Source organism: Streptomyces syringium, from assembly GCF_017876625.1.
GTDB classification, from domain to species: domain Bacteria; phylum Actinomycetota; class Actinomycetes; order Streptomycetales; family Streptomycetaceae; genus Streptomyces; species Streptomyces syringius.
The window spans coordinates 4,193,572-4,215,103 of sequence record NZ_JAGIOH010000001.1 but is presented as its reverse complement, the minus strand read 5'-3'; the positions used below and the strand labels follow the sequence as shown (position 1 = coordinate 4,215,103).

Genomic DNA, 21,532 nt, shown 5'->3' with positions numbered 1-21,532 from the left:
GCCCACCGGGCCGGGACGCGAGGTACAGGTCAAGAAAGGTCGCAAGAGTTCCATGTCCGGTTCGGATGCCGCCGCCCAGCTAGTCCCCCCGAAGACCACCGCCCCGCCACCGGACACCGGACAGGACGCCGCCTACGCGCGCGGCGGGCTGACGCTGCTCATGGCGTGCGGCGCGACGTTCGTCGCGTTCCTCGATGTCTCGGTCACCTACGTCGCGTTCCCCAGCCTGCACAAGAGCTTCCCCGACGCCTCCCTGTCGGCGCTCTCCTGGGTCGTCAGCAGCTACACCGTCGTCTTCGCCGCCGTCCTCGCGCCCGCCGGGCGGCTGGCCGACGTCATGGGGCGGCGGGCGCTGTTCCTGTGGTCCGTCGCCGGATTCACCCTGGCCTCAGGTCTGTGCGCGATCGCGCCCACGGTGGAGTTCCTGGTCGGCATGCGGGTGCTCCAGGGCATCTCCGCCGCCGGGATGATCCCGTCCGCACTGAGCCTGGTGCTGTCCTCGCGCCCGCCGGAGCACAGGTCGAGCGCCATCGGCCTGTGGGGCGCCAGCAGCTCGGCCGCGGCGGCCGTCGGCCCGCCGCTGGGCGGCCTGCTGGTCGACAGCTTCGGCTGGCCGTCGGTGTTCCTGATCAACGTGCCGCTGGGTGTGATGCTGGTCGTGGCCTCGTACCGGATCCTGCCGCCCCGGACGGGCCCGGCCGGCCGGATGCCCGACCTGATCGGCACCCTCGCGGTGGCGCTCGGCGTGGGCGGCGTGGTCGCCGCCCTGACGGAGGGCAGCAGCTGGGGCTGGACCTCCCCCGCCTTCCTCGGAGCACTGCTGGGCGGCGCCGTACTGCTGGCCCTGGCTCTCCTGCGCTCCCGCCGCCACCCGGCGCCGGCCGTGGAGATCTCGCTGTGGCGCAGCCGTAAGTTCCGGGTCGCCAACATCGCGTTCGTGCTGTTCGGCGGCTCGATGTACTGCTGGCTGCTGGCCGCGCCGCTGTTCGCCACCGAGATCTGGGGCTATTCCGAGGTGCAGGCCGGGCTGGCGCTCGCGCCCGGCGCGGTGATGTCCGTGATCGCCTCGGTGCTGGCGGGCCGCTACGCCCGCGCCCACCAGCGGGTGGCGGTCGTCGTGGGCGGCATCCTGTTCGCCGTCCAGTGCGGGATCTGGATGATCGGCCTGGAGTCGAAGCCGGACTTCCTGGTGATCTGGCTGCCCGCCACCCTGATCGGCGGTGTGGGCATCGGCGCGGTGATGACGGGCCTGTCCAGCGCCTCGGCCACCGCCCTGCCGCCCCGCCTGTTCGCGGCGGGCGCGGGCCTGGCGACGACGGCGCGGCAAGTGGGCGCGGCCCTGGGCACGGCCGCCTTCGCGGCGCTCATGGCCGTGCTGGGCGGCGAGAGCGGCAAGACCCTCGACGGCTTCCGGCAGGTGTTCGTGATGTGCACGGTCCTCGCGGCCCTGGCGGCCGTGGCGGCGCTGTGGCTGACGGACCCGAAGCGGGAAGCGGAGCACTGATTCGCAACGGAGGAGTGACATGAAGAGCGACAACCCGAAGCGGCCGGACGGTGTGACGGCAGGCATCCCGGCCGGCATTCCGGACGGCGTTCCGGACGGTGTTCCGGACCACGACGAGAACGACCCGGCGGAGCACGCGGTCATCGTCCGCCTGGCGGGCAACTGGCACCGCAGGGCGGCGGTGAAGCGCGAGGAACCTGAGCTGGACGAGCTGTTCGACGTCGACAAGCTCGACTACCCCGAGCGCATCTTGCCGTTCCGCGAACACCCCACGTACCTGGCCCTGGGCCCGGAGGAGCGCTCCCGGCTGCTCAGCTGGGCGTGGGTCGCCTACAACCGCACGACGGTGCTGCTGGAGGGCCAGGTCGTCAACCCGGCCTTCCAACTGGCCCTGGACGGGTGGTTCCCCAGCCTGGGCGGGGAGAAGCTGCAGCGCTCGGTGGCCCAGGCGATGGTCGACGAGCAGTACCACACCCTCATGCACATGAACGCGAGCGCGGTCACCCGCCGCCGACGGCGCGAGGCGTTCCCGGACGCCGCGCTGCCCCTGCCGCGCGTCGCCCGCGAACACGCGCGGCTGCGCGACTCCTGGCCGGAGCAGTGGCAGCGCTCGCTGACCACCCTGGGCTTCGCGACGGTCGCGGAGATCTCCATCAACGCGTATCTGAACCTGATCGCGGACGACACGGAGATACAGCCGGTGAACAGCGCCACCGTCCGCATACACAACCGCGACGAGTACTGCCACGCGTCGATATCCACCGTCCTCGCCGAGCAGGTCTACGGCGACCTGGACGAGAAGGGCCGCCGGTTCTTCCTGGACTCCCTGGTGGCGGGGCTGGACGGCTTCGTGGCCAACGACTTCGCCACCTGGCACCGGATCATGGACCAGACCGGTCTGCCGGGCGGCCACGAGATGCTCCACGACATCGAGAGCGCCACGGGCAAGCGGCCGCTGATCCACGACTACAGCGGGCTGCGGGGCCTGGCGGAGCGGCTGGGCGTGGAGGACGACCTGGAGTTCGACTGGTCGCGGACGATCACGGATTCGGAGCCGGCGCCACTGACGTAGTGGTGGGAGCGGCACGAAAGCGAAAGGAACCCCATGGAAGAACGGGAACCCCGCACGGTGCTGATCACCGGCGGCAACCGGGGCATAGGCGCGGAGATAGCCCGGGCCTTCGTGGCCCTGGGCGACCGGGTGGCGGTCACCCACCGCGGCAGCGAGACCCCCGAGGGCACGTTCGGCGTCGAGTGCGACGTCACGGAAACGGCGTCGGTGGACAAGGCCTTCACCACGGTGGAACGGGAGTTGGGCCCGGTCGGGGTGCTGGTGTCGAACGCGGGGATGACCGCGGACGGCCTGCTGATCCGGATGAAGGAGGAACAGTTCCTGCGCGTCCTCGACACCAACCTCGCGGGCGCATGGCGCTGTTCGAAGCGCGCCGTCCCCCAGATGCTGCGGCAGCGGGGCGGCCGCATCATCCTGATCTCCTCGGTCGCGGGCCTCCTCGGCAGCGCGGGCCAGACCAACTACGCCTCCAGCAAGGCGGGCCTGGTGGGCCTGGCCCGCTCCCTCACCCGCGAGTACGGCGCCCGCAACATCGCCGCGAACGTGGTGGCCCCCGGACTCATCGAGACGGACATGACCGCCGGCCTCTCCGAGGCCCACCTCGCCGAACAGCGCGCCCAGATCCCGCTCGGCCGCACGGCCACGGCCGACGAGGTCAGCGGCGCGGTGACCTGGCTGGCGAGCGACGCGGCCGCGTATGTGGCGGGCGCGGTGATCCCGGTGGACGGAGGGCTGGGCATGGGCCACTGAGAACCGCGCCCGACCCGTCACGCCCCGGTGAGCACCCTGACCGGCGACCCGCCGAGGTAGGCGTTGACGGCCTCGACGGAATCGCCGTAGACGAGCGCGAAGTTGTCGCCGGTCACATAGCCGATGTGCGGGGTCAGCACGGTGTTGGGGGCATCGAGCAGCCGGTGCCCGGCGGGGAGCGGCTCCTCCTCGTACACATCGAGCCCCGCACCGGCTATCCAGCCTTCGCCGAGGGCCTTGTTCAACGCATCCTCGTCGACGATCTGCGCGCGAGAGGTGTTGACCAGGAACGCGGTGCGCCGCATCCGCCGCAGATCGTCCTCGGCGACGAGCCCGGTCGTCGCCGAGGACAGCCGCAGATGCAAGCTGACGACGTCGGACGAGGAGAACAACTCCTCCTTACCGACGGCCCGCACCCCGACGGCTTCCGCCCGCTCAGCGGTCATATGAGGACTCCAGGCAACAACATCCATCCCGAACGCGGCCCCCACGGCAGCAACCCGCGTGCCGAGCTTCCCCAACCCGACCACCCCGAGCGTCCCCCCGGCCAGCCCGGTCCCCACCCCACTCTGCCAACTCCCGCCCCGCACCCCCGCATCCTGCGCCCCGGCCCGACGGCTCAGCTCCAGAATCAACGCCCAGGTCAGCTCGGCCGCCGGGAACGGCGTCATACGCGTCCCACACACGACAACGCCATGCCGCGCGGCGGCGGAGAGATCGATCGCGGCATTGTGCATCCCGGCGGTAACGAGCAACCTCAACCGCGGAAGCCGGGCAAACACCTCCGCCCCGAAGGCCGTCCGCTCCCGCATGGCAACGACGGCGTCGAATTCCGCGAGCCGCTCGACCAGGGCAGCGGGATCGCCAACATGATCGGAGAAGAACCGAACGTCAGCCCCGCCGGGCAACCCCGCCCAGCAGGGAAGAGCGGCGGCGGCGCTGTTGTAGTCGTCGATGACGGCGATACGCATAACGAAGATCCCCTGTTCGAACGATCCGACGTCGGCGCCGCGTACGGGCGTGGTGATCATTCTGCCCCCGCCAAATAACAATAATTTTGTTAAACTCCTCACATGGCTGATACCCCCGTCCCCGGCGAAGGCCCCATCCGGCCGGTGTCCGTCTCCCTCCACGAGGGCACGATCGCAGCCCTCAAGGAGCGCACCGGCAGGCGTGGCATGTCCGCGTATGTGGAAGCCCTCATCCAGCGCCAGCTGGAGCGCGACCGACTGCGCGAACTGATCGAGGCCGCCGAGGCCGAGCACGGCCCGGTCGACCCGGCCGCGGTCGAGGCGAAGCGGGCCGTCCTGCGCGGTGAGGCACGCAACTCGGCAGACGCCGCGTGAGCGGGACGCTCGTCCTCGATTGCGAAGGGCTGTCCAAGCTCGTACAGCGCTCGCCCGAACTCTCCGAGTGGCTGTCCGCAGCCGAGGCAGAGGACATCCGCGTAGTCATCAGCTCCGTCACGCTCGTGGAAGCGCGCGACCCGAGAGTGAACCAGGCGCGATTCGACTACGCCGTCTCACGCGTGACCATCATCCCGCCCACGGAAGCCATCGCCCGGCACGCGAGCAAACTCCTCGCCGCAGCGGCCCTGCACGGCCACAAGTACGCACTCGACTCGATCGTGGCGGCTACCGCACTGGCCTCACCGCCCCCGGTCACCGTACTGACCTCCGACCCCGAGGACCTTGAGATGCTGTGCGGCCCGGGCGTCCACGTCATCAAGGTCTGAGCGGGCGGAGCCGGCCGAACGACACGAGGCATCACGGCGGAGGCCAGGCAAAGCAAAAGCCCCAGGTCACGGCGAGTGAGTCCTGAGGCTTCTACAGAGCCGCCTTCGGGATTCGAACCCGAGACCTACGCATTACGAGTGCGTTGCTCTGGCCAACTGAGCTAAGGCGGCAAGCTGCCGGACACCTGACTGGCATCAGCAGCGCGGCCTAGTCTACACAGTTTCCAGGGGTGCCCCGTACCGCGTAGGTGCGAGGGGGAAGCGCAGGTCAGGTGCACTTCCGGGCGGCGGGGGGCGGGGTGGTGGTGAGGAGGTAGTCGTTGATCGTCGTGTCGACGCACTCGCTGCCCCGGGTGTAGGCCGTGTGGCCGTCGCCCTCGTAGGTCAGGAGGTGGCCCGAGGAGAGCTGGGAGGCGAGGGCGCGGGCCCAGGCGTAGGGGGTGGCGGGGTCGCGGGTGGTGCCGACAACGAGGATGGGGGCGGCGCCCTGGGCCTCGATGCGGTGGGGGCGGCCCGTGGCGGGTACGGACCAGTAGGCGCAGCTCAGAGCCGCCCAGGCCAGGCTCTCGCCGAAGACCGGGGAGGCCTCCTTGAAGTCGGCGACGGCGCTGTGGACCTCGGCCGGGTTGCGGAAGGCCGGGGGGAGGTCCAGACAGTTGACGGCCGAGTTGGCGTACATGAGGTTGGCATAGGAGCCGCGCTGATCACGCTCGTAGTAGGCGTCGGACAGCTTGAGCAGCGTGCTGCCGTCGTTGTTCCGGGCGGCGCGCAAAGCGGCGCGGAGGAGGGGCCAGGCGCGCTCGTCGTACATGGCGGAGATCACACCCGTGGTCGCGAGGCTCTCGGTGAGCTCGCGCGGGGTGCCGGTCGGCAAAGGGTGGGTGTCGATCCGCTGGAAGAGATCCTTGAGGCGGTCGCCGGCGGCGGCGGTGCTTCCGGTGCCCAGGGGGCAGTCCGCGCGCCCGACGCAGTCCTTCGCGAAGGACTCGAAGGCCGTCTGGAAGCCGGCCGTCTGGTCGCGGTTCACCCGCTGGGCGTCGAGGGACGGATCCAGCGCGCCGTCGAGCACGAGGCGCCCGACGCGGGACGGGAAGAGTCCGGCGTAGGTGGCACCGAGGAAGGTGCCGTACGAGGCGCCGACGTAGTGGAGCTTGTCGTCGCCCAGAGCGGCACGCAGGACGTCCATGTCGCGGGCCGCCTCGACGGTCGAGACATGGCCGAGGACCTTGCCGGAGCGTTTGGCGCAGCCGTCGGCGAAGGCCCGGTACGCGTCGGTGAGTTCGCCGACTTCCGACGGGCTGTCCGGGCTCATGTCGACCCGGGTGTACGCGTCCATGTCCGCGTCGGACAGGCAACTGACGGGCTCGCTGCCTGCCACGCCGCGCGGATCCACCGCGATCATGTCGTACCGGGCACGGACGGCGGCCGGGTAGCGGGTGCCCGCGTACGCCTGGAGGTAGCCGACGGCCGAACCGCCCGGGCCGCCGGGGTTGACCAGCAGGGAGCCCAGCCGCTTGCCGGGGTCGGTGGCCTTCTTGCGGGAGACCGCGAGCTTGAGGTCGCCGCCCGCCCGGGGCCGGTCGTAGTCCAGCGGCGCCCGCAGCGTGGCGCACTCGAAGCGGTCGCCCGCGCAGGAGCGCCAGGTGAGCTTCTGCGCGTAATACGGCCGGAGCTCGACGGGCAGATCGGTGGGCAGCGGCGCGAACCGCTGCTCCGGGCCGGCGGCGTCCCCCGTATCCGCCGGGCTCTGCGATCTCACCGACGCGGCCGCCCTCGGCGTCGCGGTCCCCGAAGCGCACCCGGAGATCAGCAGGGCCGCCGTCACGACGACGGTGGAGGAGGTGCGGAGCAGACGGCTGGTGTCCAAAGCTGTTCCCTCGGGGTGGGGGCGGGTGGACAGATACGCACAGGACATACGCAGGGCCATTGCAGGCATACGGAGCGTATCCGCAGGAATGCCCAAGGTGGCTCATCCCGAGGCCCACTAGTCCTCGTACGAGTGAGGTACGCGCCAGTACGGAGCGATCCGCCGCCGGATGCCGTACACCCCGCCCCTACCGGGCCCCGCTCACCCCGCCCGCAGTGCCACCGTCATCGCCTCGACCGCCAGCAGCGGCGACACGTTCCTGTCGAGTGCGCGGCGGCACTCGATGATCGCCTCGATGCGCCGCAGCGTCCGCTCCGGCCTGGAGGCCGACGCTATGCGCTCCAGCGCGTCCCGCGCGTCGATATTGGCGATCTCCACCCGGGAGCCGAGCTGGAGTGCCAGCACATCGCGGTAGAAACCGGTCAGATCGATCAGGGCGAGATCGAGGCTGTCGCGCTGCGTGCGGGTGGCGCGGCGCTTCTGCCGGTCCTGGAGCTCCTTCATCGCGCCGGCCGTGCCGCGCGGGAGCCGGCCCCCGGTGCCGGCGGCGGCGCCGAGTGCCGCGCGCAGCTCCTCGGTCTCCTTGGTGTCGACCTCCTCGGCGACCTGCTTCGCGTCCTCCCCCGCCGCGTCGATCAGCTCCTGCGCGGCCTTGAGGCAGCCGCCGATGTCGTCCACGCGCAGCGGCACCTTGAGGACGGCGGCACGACGGGCGCGGGCCCGCTCGTCCGTGGCGAGCCGACGGGCCCTGCCGATGTGGCCCTGGGTGGCGCGGGCCGCCTGCGTGGCCAGCTCGGGCTCGATGCCGTCGCGGCGGACGAGGAGGTCGGCCACCGCGGCAGGGGGCGGGGTGCGCAGGGTCAGGAGGCGGCAGCGGGACCGGATCGTCGGCAGCACGTCCTCCAGGGAGGGCGCGCACAGCAGCCACACCGTGCGCGGGGCGGGCTCCTCCACGGCCTTGAGGAGGACGTTGCCCGCGCCCTCGGTCAGCCGGTCCGCGTCCTCCAGGACGATCACCTGCCAGCGGCCGGTGGCAGGCGACAGCTGGGCCCGGCGGACCAGGTCACGGGTTTCCTTGACGCCGATCGACAGCTGGTCCGTACGGACGATCTCGACGTCCGCGTGCGTCCCCACGAGCGAGGTGTGGCAGCCGTCGCAGAAGCCGCAGCCGGGGCCGTTGAAAGCCCGGTCGGGGCTGACGCACTGAAGTGCCGCGGCGAAGGCCCGCGCCGCGGTGGACCGGCCCGAGCCCGGGGGGCCGGTGAACAGCCACGCGTGCGTCATGGAACCGCCGCTGCTCGCGGGGCCGGGCGCCGGGGACGAGGCGGTGGCCGACGCGACGCCCGTGACGAGGGCGTCCGCGTCCCGCGCGGCAGCGGCGAGCTGCTCCTGCACCCGGTCCTGGCCGACCAGGTCGTCCCACACCGCCATGGCTGTCCTCCGCGCTGTTGGTCCTGCGGTTACCCATTGTGGGACACGGCACTGACAACGATCCCCGCGTCGGCCGGGCAGCCAGGGCCGGCAGCGGGTCCCACCGGCCGACTGCCCCGTCCTACCTGCCCTTGCGCCGGCGGCGGCCCTCGTCCTCCTCGTCGCGGTCGCCGAAGAGCTCGTCCGCGAGCGTGGGGGCGTCCTTCTTCGGAGTCCGGCCGGCCCACCCCGGGCGCCGCTGGTCGGTGCGCGTGTGCTCCGCGCGGCCGTCCGGCTCGTCGGCATCGGTCCGGCTCTCGCCGACCTGCGGCAGCTCGCGCGTACGCTCGCTGTCCGATTCCGCCGGGGCCTGGCCCCGCTCGTCGTCCTCGGGCCGGAAGAGCCACGTCGGCACCCGGTCCGCCGGGTCCGCCGGACGCTCGACGCGCTCGGGTCGCGTGGACCGCGTGGACCGTTCGGACCGCTCGCGCCGCTCGGGCTTCACGGGCGGCAGCACCGCCGTGTCGTCCATCGCGCCGGGCGGTACGGACGGCTTCGGCGGGGTGGCGTCGGCGTCGGGCTGCGGAAGGACCGCGGTCTCCTCGGATTCCGACTCGGGCCGGGCCGCCTTGGGCTTACCGGCCGCTCGCCCGCCGCGTCCCCCCACGCCCCACGTGATCCGCTGGTCGTCCGGTCCGCCATCACTCGCCGCAGGCGGAGTCGTGGGCGGAGCAGGCGGCGCGGGAGGTACGGGCGGGACGGGCGGGACAGCCGGCATCACCGCCGTATCGGCGTTCCGCGACCAGTCCTTCTCACGCGGGTCGGCGGGACGGACCGCCGGCGTCTGAACGGTCTGCGTCTCGTCCGAGGCACGCCGCGCGTCCGCACTCCGACGTCCGTCAGCGCCCCGACGGGTGTCCGCGCCCCGACGGGTGTCCGCGCCCCGACGGGTGTCCGCGCCCTTGCGCGCGTCGGACGGCCGGAACGCCGGCCGCTCGACCGTCGGCGCCTCGGAATCGTCCGCCCCGGAAAGACCCCTACCGGAACGATCCGCCTCGGCGACGGCGGCAGCCTCCGCGGCGACCCGCGCGGCCTCGGCCTCGGCCGCCGCGTCGGCCGCGGCCTTCGCCTCGGCCTCGGCCCTGGCCTGCTCGGCCAGGCGCGCCTGCTCAGCGACCCGTGCCCGCTCGGCCGCCCGCTCCTCCTCGGCGACCCGCGCCCGCTCAGCCGCTCGCTCCTCCTCGGCCAGCCGCTCCCGCTCGGCCGCCCGTTCCTGCTCGGCGATCCGCGCCTGCTCGGCCCTCAGCAGGGCCTCTTCCGCCTTGCGCTGCTTCTCCAGGCGCCGTTCGGCGGCCTCCGCGCGCAGTCGCGCCTCTTCCTCGGCCTGCTTGCGCAGCCGCTCCTGCTCGGCGGCGTGGGCGCGCTCCTCCGCCTCGCGGCGCTTGCGCTCCTCCTCCGCCAGGCGCCGGGCTTCCTCGGCCGCCTGCCGGGCCTCTTCGGCCAGCCGCTCCTCCTCGCGCCGCCGGGCCTCTTCCAGCTCGCGGCGCTGGCGCTCCTCTTCCTCCGCGCGCTCGCGGCGCTGCCGCTCTTCCTCCTCGGCGCGGAGCTTGGCGAGCTGGGCCTGGCGCTCGCGCTCCAGCCGCTCCTCCTCCGCCTTGCGGGCGGCCTCTTCCTCGGCCTTGCGGCGGGCTTCCTCCTCCGCCGCCTTCCGCGCCGCCTCCAGGGCCTTGATCTCGGCCTCGGAGAGGGGCAGCACCTGGTCGAGGCGGTGGCGTACGACCGTGGAGATGGCCGCGGGCTCCTGGCCCGCGTCGATGACCAGATAGCGCGCCGGGTCGGCGGCGGCGAGGGTCAGGAAGCCGGTCCGTACCCGCTGGTGGAACTCCATCGGCTCCGACTCCAGCCGGTCCGGGGCCTCGGTGAAGCGTTCGCGGGCGGTCTCGGGCGAGACGTCCAGCAGGACCGTCAGATTCGGCACCAGCCCGTTCGTGGCCCAGCGCGAGATACGGGCGATCTCGGTCGGCGAGAGATCGCGCCCGGCGCCCTGGTAGGCGACGGAGGAGTCGATGTAGCGGTCGGAGATGACGACCGCGCCGCGCTCCAGGGCGGGCCGGACGACGGAGGCGACGTGCTCGGCGCGGTCGGCCGCGTACATCAGGGCCTCGGAGCGGTCCGATAGGCCCGCCGACGAGACGTCGAGGAGGATCGCGCGCAGCCGCTTGCCGATCGAGGTGGCGCCGGGTTCACGGGTGACGACCACCTCGTGGCCCTTGCCGCGGATCCACTCGGCGACCGCTTCGACCTGGGTCGACTTGCCCGCGCCGTCGCCGCCCTCGAAGGCGATGAAGAAGCCGGTGCCCGAGGGCGTCTGGTCCGGGTCGCCGCCGCGCACCACGTCCAGCAGGTCGCGCCGGAACGGCACCCCGTCCCGGTCGTCGATCTTGCCGAGCACCAGCGCGGCCACGGGCAGCAGCAGCGCGCCGACGAGCATCAGCGTGAAGGCCGCCCCGCCGTGCGCGAAGACGAAGCTGCCGCTGGCCAGCCGGTGCGGCCCGATGGCCGCGGCGAGCAGGGGCGCCACGACCGCGCTCAGCGCGACGGCGACGCGGACGACGGCGTGCAGGTGCTCGGTCGTGCGGGCCCGGCGGGCTTCCTCGGTCTCCTGGTCGAGCAGGGAGTGGCCGGTGTTGGCGGCGACGCCCGCGGACACGCCCGCGAGCAGGACGAGCAGCAACACCGTCGTGGGGTCGGGCACCAGGCCCGCGGCCAGCAGCGCCACGCCCGTCACCGCGATGGCCAGCACCAGCAGACGGCGGCGCGAGAAGCCGGGCAGCACCTTACGGGCCGTGCGGATGCCGATGACCGGGCCGCCGCCGAGCGCGAGGACGAGCAGCGCGAAGCCGACCGGGCCCCCGCCGAGATCGACGGCCTGGAGGGCGGCGACGCCGACGGCCGCGGCGATCGCGCCCGCGACGGCCGCGCAGGCCGGGACGAGCACCGGGATCGCGCCCGTGCGGCCCTTGTCGGGGCCCTGGGCGGTCTTGGGACGGCGCAGCCCCTCGAGCGGGGAACGTGTGCGGGGCGTCTGCGTGGCCGGGAGTTCGAGGGCCTGGAGGAGCGCGATCGACGTCGCGAACAGCCCGGCCGCGACGAACGAGCCGAGGGCCGCCTGGTGCAGATGGAACCAGTCGATCCCCGAGCCGAGCAGATTGCCGACGAGCGTGACGACGACGAGCACGGCCGCGGCGACGGGCAGGGCGACGAAGTTCGTACGGATCGAGAGCCGCCGCAGGGCGTCACAGTGGTCCGGCAGCGGCCGCACGGCCGCGCCTTCGGCAGGCGGCGCGGGCAGCAGTGCGGGGGCCGCGCTCTCCCGGGCGACGGTCCAGAAGCGCTCGGCGACGCCGACGACGAAGGCCGAGACCAGCAGCCAGCCGAGCGCCCGGCCCTCGGTCCAGTCGATCCACAGCGGTGCGACGGCGAGCAGCGCGAGCCGCACCCCGTCCGCGCCGATCATGGTCCAGCGGCGGTCGAGGGGACCGGCCGGGGCGATGAGGGAGGAGAGCGGGCCGAGCAGGACCGCGCCGAAGAGCAGGGTCGCGAGCAACCGCGCGCCGAGGACCGCCGCGACGGCGAATGCGGCACCTCGGTAGCCGCCCCCGAACGAACCCGCCGCGACCGCCGCTTGCAGCGACAGCAGCATCAGGACGAGGAGGGCGAGGGAGTCCCCGATCCCGCCGACGGCCTGGGCGCGCCACAACCGCCGGAGCGGCGGGAAGCGCAGCAGGGCCCGTACGGCGCGCTCGCGGGAATCCGCGGCTAGGGCGCCGGATGTGGGGGTCACCACTGTTGGCTGCTCGGCTCGCGTCATCCTGCCAGCCTATCCGGACGGACCGAATCACAATCCTCTGCCCGAAGGCACCCATATGACCGGGCGATGACCGGGCTCCACGTTGACTCCACACGCCACCGGGGCCCTTCCGGCGGATCATGTGCCGGGCTGCGGTCCCGTGGCGTCCGCACCACCGCTGCGCGGCGGTGTCCTCAATCGCCGGACGGGCTGATTTCAGCCCGTCCGGCGATTGAGGACGCGCTCACCGGGCGCCCGACCGGCTGACGTCGCTACTCGTCCGAAGCCGACCCCGCCGAAGCGGCAGCGGTGGTCTTCTTCGCCGCGGCCTTCTTCGTCGTGGCCTTCTTGGCCGTCGTCGTCTTCTTCGCCGTCGTGGTCTTCTTGGCGGCCGTCTTCTTCGCGGCGGTCTTCTTGGCCGTCGTGGTCTTCTTGGCCGCCGTCTTCTTCGCCGGGGCCTTCTTGGCCGTCTTCTTGGCCGGGCCCTTGGCGCGCTTCTCCGCGAGGAGCTCGTAACCGCGCTCCGGCGTGATCGTCTCGACGTCGTCGTCACGGCGCAGCGTGGCGTTGGTCTCGCCGTCGGTCACGTACGGGCCGAACCGGCCGTCCTTGACCACGACCGGACGCTCGCTGACCGGGTCGGTGCCCAGCTCCTTCAGCGGCGGCTTGGCCGCGGCCCGCCCGCGCTGCTTGGGCTGGGCGTAGATGGCGAGGGCCTCGTCGAGGGTGATCGTGAAGAGCTGGTCCTCGGTCTCCAGCGACCGCGAGTCCGTGCCCTTCTTCAGGTACGGGCCGTAGCGGCCGTTCTGCGCGGTGATCTCCACGCCTTCGGCGTCCTTGCCGACGACGCGCGGCAGCGACATCAGCTTGAGGGCGTCGTCGAGGGTGACCGTGTCGAGGGACATGGACTTGAAGAGCGACGCGGTGCGCGGCTTGACCGCGTTCTTGCCGGTCTTCGGGGTGCCCTCGGGCAGGACCTCGGTGACGTACGGGCCGTAGCGGCCGTCGCGGGCGATGATCTGGTGCCCGCTGACCGGGTCGGTACCCAGCTCGAAGTCGCCGCTCGGCTTGGCGAGCAGCTCCTCGGCGTACGCCACGGTCAGCTCGTCCGGCGCCAGGTCCTCCGGGACATCGGCGCGCTGGTGGCCCTCGGAGTCCTTCTCGCCGCGCTCCACGTACGGGCCGTAGCGGCCGACGCGCAGCACGATGCCCTCACCGACGGGGAACGAGGACACCTCACGGGCGTCGATCGCGCCGAGGTCGGTGACCAGCTCCTTGAGGCCGCCGAGGTGGTCGCCGTCGCCGTTGCCGGCGTCGGCGGCGGAGGCGACCTGGCTCTCCTCGGTCCCGCCCTCGGAACCGAAGTAGAAGCGGCGCAGCCACGGCACGGCCTGGGCCTCGCCGCGGGCGATGCGGTCGAGGTCGTCCTCCATGGAGGCGGTGAAGTCGTAGTCGACCAGCCGGCCGAAGTGCTTCTCCAGCAGATTGACGACGGCGAAGGACAGGAAGGACGGGACGAGCGCCGTGCCCTTCTTGAAGACGTAGCCGCGGTCGAGGATCGTGCCGATGATCGACGCGTAGGTCGACGGGCGGCCGATCTCGCGCTCTTCGAGCTCCTTGACCAGCGAGGCCTCGGTGTAGCGGGCCGGGGGCTTGGTCGCGTGACCGTCGGCGGAGATCTCCTCGGCGGTCAGCGGGTCGCCCTCGGTGACCTGCGGGAGCCGGCGCTCGCGGTCGTCCAGCTCGGCGTTCGGGTCGTCGGCGCCTTCGACGTAGGCCTTCATGAAGCCGTGGAAGGTGATCGTCTTGCCGGACGCGCTGAACTCGGCGTCCCGGCCGTCGCTCGCGCGACCGGCGATCTTGACGGTGACGGAATTGCCGACCGCGTCCTTCATCTGGGAGGCGACGGTCCGCTTCCAGATCAGCTCGTACAGACGGAACTGGTCACCGGTCAGGCCGGTCTCGGCGGGCGTGCGGAAACGATCACCCGACGGCCGGATCGCCTCGTGGGCCTCCTGCGCGTTCTTGACCTTGCCGGCGTACGTGCGCGGCTTCTCCGGCAGGTAGTCGGCGCCGTAGAGCTGCGTGACCTGCGCCCGGGCGGCCTGGACGGCCGTCTCGGAGAGGGTGGTGGAGTCCGTACGCATATAGGTGATGAAGCCGTTTTCGTACAGCTTCTGGGCGACCTGCATGGTCGCCTTCGCACCGAAGCCCAGCTTGCGCGAGGCCTCCTGCTGGAGCGTGGTCGTACGGAACGGCGCGTACGGCGAGCGGCGGTACGGCTTGGACTCGACCGACCGGACGGAGAACCGGGTCTCGGCGAGGGCCGCGGCGAGCGCGCGGGCATTCGCCTCGTCCAGGTGGAGGACGGTGGAGCCCTCCTTGATCACGCCGGTCGAGCCGAAGTCACGGCCCTGGGCGACGCGGCGGCCGTCGACGGAGGTCAGACGGGCGCCGAAGGTGCCGGGGTCGGAGGCGTCGCCGCCACGGCCCGTCGCGAAGGTGCCGGTGAGGTCCCAGTACTCGGCGGAGCGGAAGGCGATGCGCTCGCGCTCGCGCTCGACGACGAGGCGGGTCGCCACGGACTGCACCCGGCCGGCGGACAGCCGGGGCATGACCTTCTTCCACAGGACCGGCGAGACCTCGTAGCCGTAGAGGCGGTCGAGGATGCGGCGCGTCTCCTGGGCGTCGACGAGCTTCTTGTTCAGCTCGCGCGGGTTGGCCACGGCCTCGCGGATCGCGTCCTTGGTGATCTCGTGGAAGACCATCCGGCGGACCGGGACCTTGGGCTTGAGGACTTCCTGGAGGTGCCACGCGATGGCTTCGCCCTCGCGGTCCTCATCGGTGGCGAGGAAGAGTTCGTCGGACTCGGCCAGCAGGTCCTTGAGCTTCTTGACCTGGTCCTTCTTGTCGTGGTTGACGACATAGATGGGCTGGAAGTCGGCGTCGACGTTCACGCCGAGGCGGGCCCAGGGCTCGCCCTTGTACTTGGCCGGGACCTCGGCGGCCCCGTTCGGCAGGTCACGGATGTGCCCGACGCTCGCCTCGACGACGTATCCGGGGCCGAGGTAGCCCTTGATCGTCTTCGCCTTGGCAGGCGACTCGACGATGACGAGTCGGCGGCCGCCCTGTGCGGTCTCGCTGGTCGGGGACAACTTCGCTCTTCTTCCGGTCGGCACTCGGTGTGGGCGCTGCGGTGACGCTGCGGAGTGTGACGGTACATCCCGCCCCCGTGTCAAACGGAAAAAGCCCGCAACGCCACTCGAACGGTAACCCGACAAGCGTCCTGTCTGCCGCCCGGACCGGCACACCGCCGGTGCGAAGGGGGCGTCGGAGGCCACCTCGGGACCGTGTGGAAAGCGGTGCGTACGGGGGTTTCCGGCGGTAAGCGACACGTTTTATATCGGGTGTACCGGCTCGTGGCGCGTTGCGTGTCGACGGTCGGCGGAACCTTGCCCTCCGGGGCAGGCGCCGCCCGCGCGGCAGGGGCGCGCCAGGGCTCAGACGCCGAGCAGCAGCCAAAGGCCGGTGGCGAGTGCGCCCGCGCCGAAGAGGAAGGAGAGGGGCACGGCGACGCGTGGGCTCGCCCCTTCCACCACAGGTGCCCCCAGCACCGCACGCGCTCCCGTCCACAGCAGCAGCGCCCCGCCGAACAGCGTGAAGGCCGTACCGGCGAAGCCCGCGGGCGCACTCTCCATGCCGCGCAGCCTGGCACCCGCACACGGCATCCAGGCGAACCTGATGTGAACCCGTCGAACATGACGGGAACCCGCCCCCTCCTTTTCCACCCCTCATGAGTCGGGGCGACGCCGGATGCCCGTCGGCGGCGAGGCCGACCGACCGACGCTCGCGCGTTCGGCCGATCAGCCCCCACGGGCATCGATCAGTCGCCCACCGGCGTGAGGAAACCCTGTTCGACCAGGAGCCGGATCGAGTCGGGCGTACGGTCGCGCAGCAGCACCGCGTCCTCCCCGACGAGCTGGGCGATGGCGTCCAGGATCCGGCCCGCGCTGAGTGAGCCGTCACACACGCCCGCGAAGCCCGCGCCGACCGTGTCCACCTTGGTCGCCCGGCGCATGCCGCGGTTCTGGCGGAGCACGACGTGCTCCGGATCCTCCGCGCCCGGCAGCCCGACCTGCTCCTGCACGACCTCGTCGGCCAGCTTGAAGCGGGCGGCGAGCAGCGACGCGTCGTCGTGCGCGCGCAGGAAGTCCTGCCGCTCGAAATGGGCCCGCACGGACGCGCCGAGCGGCTGCTCGACGGGGTGCGGCCACTCCTCCGCCATCACGGACGGCCGGTCCGAGCCGGATTTACGCAGCGTGATCCAGCCAAATCCGATGCCCTTGGTCTTGCGGGCCTCGAATTCGTCCAGCCACGCGTCGTAGCGGGCCGCGTACTCGGCCGGAGCCGTGCGGTGGTCGCCGGCGTCGCGCAGCCACAGCTCTGCGTACTGGGCGACGTCCTGCACCTCGCGCTGGACGATCCACGCGTCACAGCCCCGGGGCACCCAGGACGTCAGCCGCTCGCGCCAGTCCTCGCCCTCCACGTGCTGCCAATTGGCGAGCAGCTGGCAGTAACCGCCGTCGTTGAGCCGGGCGGCGGACTGCTGGACGAGGGTGCGGCAGAGGTCGTCGCCGCCCATGCCGCCGTCGCGGTAGGTGAGCCGGGCGCCGGGGGAGATCACGAAGGGCGGGTTGGAGACGATCAGGTCGTACGTCTCATCGGCGACCGGCTCGAACAGCGAGCCCTCGCGCAGATCCGCCTCGGGCGCTCCGGACAGCGCGAGGGTCAGCCGCGTCATGTGCAGGGCACGCGGATTGAGGTCGGTGGCCGTGACCCGGGTGGCGTGCTGGGCCGCGTGCAGCGCCTGGATGCCGGAACCGGTGCCCAGGTCGAGGGCGCTGGCCACGGGCGTACGGACGGTGATCCCGGCGAGGGTCGTGGACGCGCCGCCGACGCCCAGGACCAGCTCCGAACGGGCCGCCCCGCCCGGGGCGTCCGCGCCCCCGGCGATGCCGCCGGCGCCGCCGACCGCGCAGCCGAGGTCGGAGACGATCCACCAGTCCTGCCCCTCGGGGCCGCCGAACGGGCGGACGTCCACGGTCGCCCGTACGAGGTCACCGGCCTCGCGGACCAGCCAGCCGTCGGCGAGGCAGTCGTCCATCGGGAGCGCGGCGGCGGCCCGCCCGTACTCGACCGGCCGCTGCAGCAGGAAGAGCCGGATAAGCGTCTCCAGCGGGCTGTCGCCACGCGTGGCGCGCAGGGCGGGGACGGTCTCGCTGCGGGCGAGCGCGGCGTAGGCGGGGGCGCCGAGCAGGTCGAGGAGGCCGTCGGCGGTGAAGGCGGCGGCGAGCAGGGCATCGCGCAACCGGGCGGTGCGCGCGCGGTCGGAGGCGGCGGGCAGGTTCGTACTCACGGGACCATTGTCGGGGGCACCACTGACAAAAGGCGAAAGCCCGGCGCCGCGCCCTGCCGGGGCGTGGCGCCGGGCGGAACCAACCGCGGCTGCCTCCCGTGCACTTCGGACCCGAACCGTTCCTGCTGCCCGGCCGGGCCACGCGTGCGTCGGAGCTGCTTGTACCGGTGGCTGCCTGTGCGGCTACTTCTTCGTCGGCGTGGCCGAGGTCGACGTCTTCTGGCAACCGGGCTGCTTCGCCATCGCCTTGCCGACATCGCCGGACTGCAGCTTCTTGAGGGCCTCGTCGCTCTGGCTGCTGAGCTTGCCGATGTCGCCCGCGATGCTCTTGAGCCCCGCGGCGAACTTGCCCTTGTCCCCGGTGTCCAGACCGTCCATCCGCTTCTTCAGGTTGGTGTAGGCCGCGGAGAGGTCGTTGAGCGCCTTGACGGCGTTCTGCTGGCTGGTCTCGCCGTCCTTGACGGGCGGCGCGCCCGCGTTCTGCACGGCCGAGCCCAGCGCCTTGTAGGCGTCGGCGTTGGCCTGGAAGGCCTTGGAGTCGGTCTGCTGGATCTTCTTCGAGTCCTCCTCGTTCTGGACGGAGGCGATCGAGGAGTTGGCGTCCTGGATCTTCTTCACCTGGGGCTGCATCTGGTCGCAGACCTTCTTGGCCCAGTCGTCGAGCTTCTTGTCACCGTTGTCGCTGTCGCTGCAACCGGTCAGCGCCATAACGAGCGCCGCACCGCCGGACAGTGCAGCCACAAGCTTCTTGTTCACCGGATTGGTCCCTTCGATGGCTCTCGGCCCGGAACTTACACGTCCGAGCCGTGCGGCCCATGAGCCGAGCACACCATGCGCCCCCTTTTGAAGCCATTTGCACCAAACTCGGCGTGGCGTTCACCGCACCCCGGACGGCTCACGCGCCACTCGCACGAACGGGCGGACGGCGTGCCCCGCGCACGCCGTCCGCCCCCGTTGTCTGCTGCCGTCTCCGGCTTTGTCTCTGCTGTCCTCCGGCTTTGTCTCCTGCCGTCCGGCGCTCTCTCCTGCCCGGGCGCTTAGGACACCACCGCCCGGTCGACGGGTTTCGCCGCCGGACCGGGGCTCTCCTCGTCGTCGCCCACGACGACTCCGCGCCGCTTGGAGACGTAGACCGCGGCCACGATGACGACGATGGCGAGCACCGCGACGCCGATCCGCAGCCCGCTGTTGGCGTCGTCGCCGTAGGAGAACTTCACCACCGCGGGAGCGATCAGCAGCGCCACCAGGTTCATCACCTTCAGCAGCGGGTTGATCGCCGGACCGGCGGTGTCCTTGAAGGGGTCGCCGACCGTGTCGCCGATGACCGTCGCGGCATGTGCCTCACTGCCCTTGCCGCCGTGGTGCCCGTCCTCCACGAGCTTCTTGGCGTTGTCCCAGGCACCGCCGGAGTTGGCGAGGAACACCGCCATCAGGGTGCCGGTACCGATCGCGCCGGCGAGATACGAGCCGAGGGCACCGACCCCGAGCGAGAAGCCGACGGCGATGGGCGCCATCACGGCGAGCAGGCCGGGGGTGGCGAGTTCGCGCAGCGCGTCCTTGGTGCAGATGTCCACCACGCGCCCGTACTCCGGCTTCTCGCTGTAGTCCATGATCCCGGGGTGCTCGCGGAACTGCCGCCGCACCTCGTAGACCACCGCACCCGCCGACCGCGACACCGCGTTGATCGCCAGCCCCGAGAAGAGGAAGACGACGGCGGCGCCGAGGATCAGCCCGACCAGGTTGTTGGGCTGCGAGATGTCCAGGCTCAGCCCCAACTCCCCGGACTTGGCATGCACATCCGCCACGGCCGTGGCGATCGCGTCCCGGTACGAACCGAACAGGGCCGACGCGGCGAGCACCGCCGTGGCGATGGCTATGCCCTTGGTGATGGCCTTGGTCGTGTTGCCCACGGCGTCGAGGTCGGTCAGCACCTGCGCGCCCGCGCCCGTGACGTCACCGGACATCTCGGCGATGCCCTGCGCGTTGTCGGAGACGGGTCCGAAGGTGTCCATGGCGACGATCACGCCGACGGTCGTCAGCAGGCCCGTACCGGCGAGGGCGACGGCGAACAGCGCCAGCATGATCGACGTGCCGCCGAGCAGGAACGCCCCGTAGACGCCGAGCCCGATCAGCAGCGCCGTGTAGACCGCCGACTCCAGGCCGATGGAGATGCCGGCGAGGACGACGGTGGCGGGGCCGGTCAGGGACGACTTGCCGATGTCCCGCACGGGCCGCCGCGTGGTCTCCGTGAAGTAGCCCGTGAGCTGCTGGATGAGCGCCGCGAGCACGATGCCGATGGCCACGGCGACGAGCGCGAGGACGCGCGGGTCCCCGTCGTGGCCGCTGATGGCGTTGTCCCCGATGCCCTTCAAGTCCGCGTAGCTCGACGGGAGATACACGAACACCGCCACGGCCACCAGGACCAGTGAGATGACGGCCGAGATGAAGAAGCCGCGGTTGATGGCGGTCATGCCGCTGCGGTCGGTGCGGCGGGGCGCGACCGCGAAGATGCCGATCATCGCGGTGACCACACCGATGGCGGGAACGAGCAGCGGGAAGGCGAGGCCCGCGTCGCCGAAGGCGGCCTTGCCGAGAATCAGCGCGGCGACGAGGGTCACGGCGTAGGACTCGAAGAGGTCCGCCGCCATGCCCGCGCAGTCGCCGACGTTGTCGCCCACGTTGTCCGCGATGGTGGCGGCATTGCGCGGGTCGTCCTCGGGGATGCCCTGCTCGACCTTGCCGACCAGGTCGGCGCCGACGTCCGCGGCCTTGGTGAAGATGCCGCCGCCGACCCTCATGAACATGGCGATGAGCGCCGCGCCGAGGCCGAATCCCTCCAGCACCTTGGGCGCGTCGGCCGCGTACACCAGCACCACGCAGGAGGCGCCCAGCAGACCGAGGCCCACCGTGAACATGCCGACGACACCGCCCGTACGGAACGCGATCTTCATGGCCTTGTGCGACACGGCCGTCAGATCTTTCTGCGGCTCGCCCTCGGCGGGAGTGGCCTCACGAGCGGCGGCGGCGACCCGCACATTGGCGCGCACCGCGAGCCACATGCCGATATAACCGGTGGCCGCGGAGAAGAGCGCGCCGATCAGAAAGAAGGCCGAACGCCCGAGGCGCTGTGACCAGTCGTCGGCGGGCAGCAGCATGAGCAGGAAGAAGACGACCACGGCGAAAACGCCGAGCGTCCGCAACTGCCGGGCAAGATAGGCATTCGCGCCTTCCTGCACCGCCGCGGCGATCTTTTTCATGCTGTCGGTGCCTTCGCCTGCCGCAAGCACCTGACGCACCAGCACCACGGCCACCGCGAGTGCCGCGATCGCGACGGCCGCGATCACCAGCACCAGCGTGCGGTTGCCCTCGGTCAGCTCGACCGCGAGGTTCTGAGTGAAGTCCACCTGTTCAGGGGTAAGGGGCCCCGCCATTCGTCCTCCTTGACGTTTGGCACATGGGCGCGCGGCTGACCCGCGACCGCGGAGCAGCCGCCACGCTCAGGCGTCCTGAGCTCAAGATGGACGGATTGTAGGGAGCATGGCGAGATCAAAACAGAGCGCGGCAAACGGAATGAGCCTGCGCAAGTGAAGGGCGGATGGATGATCCGCCGGATTCCCGATCTACGGGTGAAGATCCGAAGAAGAGATCGACGAAGGAGATCGTCGAGCGGAGGCGCGGCGGAAGCGCGGCGGTAAAGATCTGCGGCGCTGGGAGGAATCCGCGCGATGCCGTCCCGGAGAAGATCGACGGCTGAAACCGCACCCTGACGGGGGGAGGAATTCGGCCATCGGCAGCGGCAGTGAAGGAGATTTACCGGCCCGGGTGGTGATGACGTCGATTCAGGCCGAATCGAGGAGCCCTGACTACGACAAACGGGTGACGCGGGGCTACGGCGGTGGTGAACGTGAGCCGGAATCGGGCAGCGGAA

General features: G+C 71.6%; 14 protein-coding genes and 1 tRNA gene. 5 read left to right on the top strand and 10 right to left on the bottom strand.

Annotated features, from left to right (window positions below; all coding sequences use genetic code 11):
* The first annotated feature begins 52 nt into the window (after window positions 1-52).
* Genes JO379_RS18725 through fabG form a run of 3 tightly spaced genes read left to right on the top strand, consistent with a single transcriptional unit; the run spans window position 53 to window position 3,326 of the window.
* Entirely contained in the window at window positions 53-1,504 is a 1,452-nt protein-coding gene (locus JO379_RS18725; RefSeq protein ID WP_209515949.1) for a DHA2 family efflux MFS transporter permease subunit, read from the top strand.
* Between the two features lie 19 nt (window positions 1,505-1,523).
* A complete protein-coding gene (locus JO379_RS18720) occupies window positions 1,524-2,576 on the top strand; it encodes an AurF N-oxygenase family protein (protein WP_130878351.1) in 1,053 nt (350 codons plus the stop codon).
* Between the two features lie 33 nt (window positions 2,577-2,609).
* Complete coding sequence (fabG, locus tag JO379_RS18715) at window positions 2,610-3,326, top strand: 3-oxoacyl-ACP reductase FabG (protein ID WP_209515946.1); 717 nt, start codon at window positions 2,610-2,612, stop codon at window positions 3,324-3,326.
* Window positions 3,327-3,343: 17 nt separating this feature from the next.
* Here fabG and JO379_RS18710 read toward each other — a convergent pair whose 3' ends face one another.
* Complete coding sequence (locus JO379_RS18710; protein ID WP_245381492.1) at window positions 3,344-4,357, bottom strand: D-2-hydroxyacid dehydrogenase family protein; 1,014 nt, start codon at window positions 4,355-4,357, stop codon at window positions 3,344-3,346.
* A gap of 42 nt (window positions 4,358-4,399) precedes the next feature.
* Between JO379_RS18710 and JO379_RS18705 the strand changes: the two genes are divergently transcribed.
* Window positions 4,400-4,672, top strand: a complete 273-nt coding sequence (locus JO379_RS18705) for a hypothetical protein (RefSeq protein ID WP_130878353.1) — start codon at window positions 4,400-4,402, stop codon at window positions 4,670-4,672.
* Window positions 4,669-5,061, top strand: coding sequence for a type II toxin-antitoxin system VapC family toxin (locus JO379_RS18700; protein ID WP_209515944.1), 393 nt, complete (start codon window positions 4,669-4,671; stop codon window positions 5,059-5,061). The genes JO379_RS18705 and JO379_RS18700 overlap by 4 nt, the downstream gene beginning before the upstream one ends.
* A gap of 97 nt (window positions 5,062-5,158) precedes the next feature.
* Here the strand turns inward: JO379_RS18700 and JO379_RS18695 are convergent.
* The 9 genes from JO379_RS18695 to JO379_RS18655 all read right to left on the bottom strand — a co-directional run bounded on the left by JO379_RS18695 (window position 5,159) and on the right by JO379_RS18655 (window position 21,035).
* Window positions 5,159-5,232: transfer RNA gene (locus tag JO379_RS18695), tRNA-Thr, on the bottom strand.
* 97 nt (window positions 5,233-5,329) lie between these two features.
* Window positions 5,330-6,928: an alpha/beta hydrolase gene (locus JO379_RS18690; RefSeq protein ID WP_130878355.1), complete on the bottom strand. Its 1,599-nt coding sequence runs from the start codon at window positions 6,926-6,928 to the stop codon at window positions 5,330-5,332.
* Between the two features lie 201 nt (window positions 6,929-7,129).
* Window positions 7,130-8,359 carry a DNA polymerase III subunit delta' gene (locus JO379_RS18685; protein WP_209515942.1) on the bottom strand — a complete coding sequence of 410 codons (1,230 nt, stop codon included), beginning with the start codon at window positions 8,357-8,359 and terminating at the stop codon, window positions 7,130-7,132.
* A 121-nt stretch (window positions 8,360-8,480) separates the two neighbouring features.
* A complete protein-coding gene (tmk, locus tag JO379_RS18680; protein WP_209515940.1) occupies window positions 8,481-12,209 on the bottom strand; it encodes a dTMP kinase in 3,729 nt (1,242 codons plus the stop codon).
* A 251-nt stretch (window positions 12,210-12,460) separates the two neighbouring features.
* Window positions 12,461-15,343 (bottom strand): type I DNA topoisomerase, encoded by a 2,883-nt coding sequence (gene topA / locus JO379_RS18675; protein WP_130878358.1) that lies wholly within the window; start codon window positions 15,341-15,343, stop codon window positions 12,461-12,463.
* A gap of 345 nt (window positions 15,344-15,688) precedes the next feature.
* The gene (locus JO379_RS18670) at window positions 15,689-15,886 is read right to left on the bottom strand and encodes a hypothetical protein (RefSeq protein ID WP_209515938.1); all 198 of its coding nucleotides are present in this window, start codon (window positions 15,884-15,886) and stop codon (window positions 15,689-15,691) included.
* 185 nt (window positions 15,887-16,071) lie between these two features.
* Window positions 16,072-17,604, bottom strand: a complete 1,533-nt coding sequence (locus tag JO379_RS18665) for a DUF7059 domain-containing protein (RefSeq protein ID WP_130878360.1) — start codon at window positions 17,602-17,604, stop codon at window positions 16,072-16,074.
* A 183-nt stretch (window positions 17,605-17,787) separates the two neighbouring features.
* Window positions 17,788-18,360 (bottom strand): small secreted protein, encoded by a 573-nt coding sequence (locus JO379_RS18660; RefSeq protein WP_130878361.1) that lies wholly within the window; start codon window positions 18,358-18,360, stop codon window positions 17,788-17,790.
* A 281-nt stretch (window positions 18,361-18,641) separates the two neighbouring features.
* Entirely contained in the window at window positions 18,642-21,035 is a 2,394-nt protein-coding gene (locus tag JO379_RS18655; RefSeq protein ID WP_130878362.1) for a sodium-translocating pyrophosphatase, read from the bottom strand.
* Between the last annotated feature and the right edge of the window lie 497 nt (window positions 21,036-21,532).

What these genes read in the sequence shown, in the direction of transcription:
- JO379_RS18725 (WP_209515949.1), top strand. Translation starts at nt 53, where the DNA reads ATGTCCGGTTCGGATGCCGCCGCCCAGCTAGTCCCCCCGAAGACCACC.
- JO379_RS18710 (WP_245381492.1), bottom strand. Translation starts at nt 4,357, where the DNA reads ATGATCACCACGCCCGTACGCGGCGCCGACGTCGGATCGTTCGAACAG.
- JO379_RS18685 (WP_209515942.1), bottom strand. Translation starts at nt 8,359, where the DNA reads ATGGCGGTGTGGGACGACCTGGTCGGCCAGGACCGGGTGCAGGAGCAG.
- JO379_RS18720 (WP_130878351.1), top strand. Translation starts at nt 1,524, where the DNA reads ATGAAGAGCGACAACCCGAAGCGGCCGGACGGTGTGACGGCAGGCATC.
- JO379_RS18655 (WP_130878362.1), bottom strand. Translation starts at nt 21,035, where the DNA reads ATGGCGGGGCCCCTTACCCCTGAACAGGTGGACTTCACTCAGAACCTC.
- JO379_RS18705 (WP_130878353.1), top strand. Translation starts at nt 4,400, where the DNA reads ATGGCTGATACCCCCGTCCCCGGCGAAGGCCCCATCCGGCCGGTGTCC.
- JO379_RS18670 (WP_209515938.1), bottom strand. Translation starts at nt 15,886, where the DNA reads ATGGAGAGTGCGCCCGCGGGCTTCGCCGGTACGGCCTTCACGCTGTTC.
- fabG (WP_209515946.1), top strand. Translation starts at nt 2,610, where the DNA reads ATGGAAGAACGGGAACCCCGCACGGTGCTGATCACCGGCGGCAACCGG.
- tmk (WP_209515940.1), bottom strand. Translation starts at nt 12,209, where the DNA reads ATGACGCGAGCCGAGCAGCCAACAGTGGTGACCCCCACATCCGGCGCC.